At 30.1% G+C, this 2,749-nt stretch carries 2 protein-coding genes and 1 other annotated feature; both genes read right to left on the bottom strand.

The window, feature by feature from the left end; all coding sequences use genetic code 11:
• Positions 1–866: cysteine synthase A (gene cysK, locus VK998_RS04885; RefSeq protein ID WP_325226155.1), on the bottom strand; the 866-nt coding region annotated here is incomplete at its 3' end.
• Between the two features lie 109 nt (positions 867–975).
• Positions 976–1,209, bottom strand: a binding site (T-box leader).
• Positions 1,210–1,276: 67 nt separating this feature from the next.
• Positions 1,277–2,749, bottom strand: a 1,473-nt coding sequence (locus tag VK998_RS04890; RefSeq protein ID WP_325226158.1) for a thioredoxin domain-containing protein, incomplete at its 5' end; no start/stop codon positions are given.

Consider the following 2,749-nt stretch of genomic DNA (forward strand, 5'->3'; position numbering starts at 1 on the left):
AGAACTGTTACTACATTTTTACCTTTGCCTAATCTTTTAGCTATAACAATTGCAGCATAAATATTGGCGCCTGAAGATATTCCACAAAAAATTCCTTCTTCTTTACTTATCTTTTTAGAATATATAAATGCATCTTCATCATCAACTTTGATAATTTCATCTATTATATTTCTATCTAATATTTCTGGTATAAAATTAGCTCCTATTCCTTGTATTCGATGACTATTTGGATTGCCGCCTGATAAAATTTGGGACTTACTAGGTTCTACTGCAGCTATTAATGTATCTAGTTTTTTTTCCTTTAATTTTTTACCTACTCCAGTAACGGTTCCACCTGTTCCTACTCCCGCTACAAAGGCGTCTACTTCTCCTTTTATGTCTTCTAATATCTCCACGCCAGTTGTTTCATAATGGGCAATTACATTATTTATATTCCCAAATTGATCTGGCATAAAATATCCTTTCTTAGCAACCAATTCTTTTGCTAAATCTACTGAACCTTTCATACCGTATTTTCCTTCTGTTAATATTAGTTCTGCTCCATAAGCTTCCATAAGCTTTCTTCTTTCTATGCTCATAGTATCAGGCATTACTATTATTACATTATAACCTTTTGTTGCACCTATCATAGCAAGAGCAATGCCAGTATTACCACTAGTTGGCTCTATAAGGGTACTTCCCTTTTTCAATATCCCTTTTTCTTCTGCATCTGTAAGCATATATAAGATAGGTCTATCCTTTATGCTACCACCTGGATTAAAAGATTCTACTTTTACCCATATATCTGCCATATCTTCTGTAGTCATATTATTTAATTTTACTAAAGGTGTTCTTCCAATAGTTTTATAAATATTATTAAATATCATTTTATCTCCTCCTAATTTCGCTATATATTTATTATTCTTTAAATTTACATCATTAGATTGCCCTAGAAATTGCAATAAAAAAACCTTTTACCTCTTGTATAAATTAATATACAGAGGCAAAAGGTTGCTTTCGCGGTTCCACTCTGCTTGGGGTATAATCCCATCTTAAATCGAGTACCAACATACTCTAGTTCAATAACGGGAACAGCCGTTTAAGTCTACTTTCATTTCGACTAAAAACTCCTTAGTGCACTTCAAATATACTAGTATAAGTCCATTTCACCAAATTGAACTCTCTCTGTGATACTATATATACCCTACTTTACCAAGTCATAGTTTTTGTTTACTTTATAAAATATTATATTACAGTATAGCATAATAGTTCCTAATAGTAAATATCTTTTATATTTTTATAGATCAAAAATTCTAGATGCTAATATAGAATATATATAAGCAGTTGGATTCTTGTTGGTACTGTCACCAAAAGAATAAAATATTTGGTTTAATCTTTCATAAATTTCTTCATCTTCTATTATCCTATATAATTTTTGTAAGCTTAAGGCTGCAAAGGAATTACCAGATGGAATAGCACCATCATAAAAATCCTTTGGTCTTAGAATTAACGATTCTGAAATATGGCTATAATAATAAAATCCTCCATCTTTTTCATCCCAAAATAACTTTACCATATCATCCTTTAATTTTTTACTTATTTCCAAATAAACCTCTTCTTCAGTTACCTTATAAAGAGTCAAAAGTCCATATATAAAGAAAGCATAGTCTTCTAAATAACCATAATTATAACTTTTTCCATCTATATGGGTAGATAATAGGTACCCTTTTTTATCTATGGAATTAGATATTATAAAATCTGCCGATTCTTTTGCCTTTTTTATAAATAAATTCTTGTTTAATACTTTGCCCCCATAGGCTAAAGCAGCAATCATAAGACCATTCCATGATGTTAGTATTTTTTCATCCCTATGAGGTTTAATTCTTTTATCTCTATAGGATAGAATCCTAACCCTCATACTATTTAATTTATTCATATCAAATTCCGTTATAGAATTTAGATTTTTCCCGATTAAATTTGGAATATTCTTCCCTTCAAAGTTGCCTTCCTCTGATATATCGTAATAACTGGCATAAAATCTTCCGAACTCTTCTCCTAAAAGATTTATAATTTCATCATATTCAAATACGTAGTATTTCCCCTCTTCTCCTTCTGTTTCTGCGTCTAGAGCTGAATAAAACCCACCTATATCAGATGTCATATCCCTTAAAACAAATTCAAATATCTTTTCTCCAATATCTTTATAAAGAAGTTCCCCTGTAATTTCATAAGCTCTAATGTAAGCAATAGCTAAAAGAGCATTATCATACAGCATCTTCTCAAAATGTGGAACTAACCATTTTTCATCCACTGAATATCTATAGAATCCAAATCCTACATGATCAAATATTCCACCTTTATACATATTATCTAAAGTCTTTTTAGCCATATTTAAAGATTTTTCATCTTTTAAATTATACCCATATTCCAATAAAAAAAGTATATACTGAGGCAATGGGAATTTAGGTCTATATGAAAAACCTCCATTAGCCTTATCATAGATATTTTCTAGCTCTTTTTTAGCAATTATTAATATATCTTTATCAATATTACCTTTAGAATAACTATTGTATCTAGAATCTACTTCTTTTAATATATAATTACTTTCTTTGATAATGTCTTTTTTCCTATCTTTCCAAGTATCCTTTGCTTCTGTTAATAAATCTATTAAACCAGTTAAACCTCTCATGGTTCTTTTGGGAAAATAAGTTCCGGCAAAAAAGGGCTTTCCTTCAGGAGTTAATAACAAAGTGAGAGGCCAGCCTGCAGT

The sequence above is a fragment of the Schnuerera sp. genome (assembly GCF_035459645.1).
Taxonomy (GTDB): domain Bacteria; phylum Bacillota; class Clostridia; order Tissierellales; family Tepidimicrobiaceae; genus Schnuerera.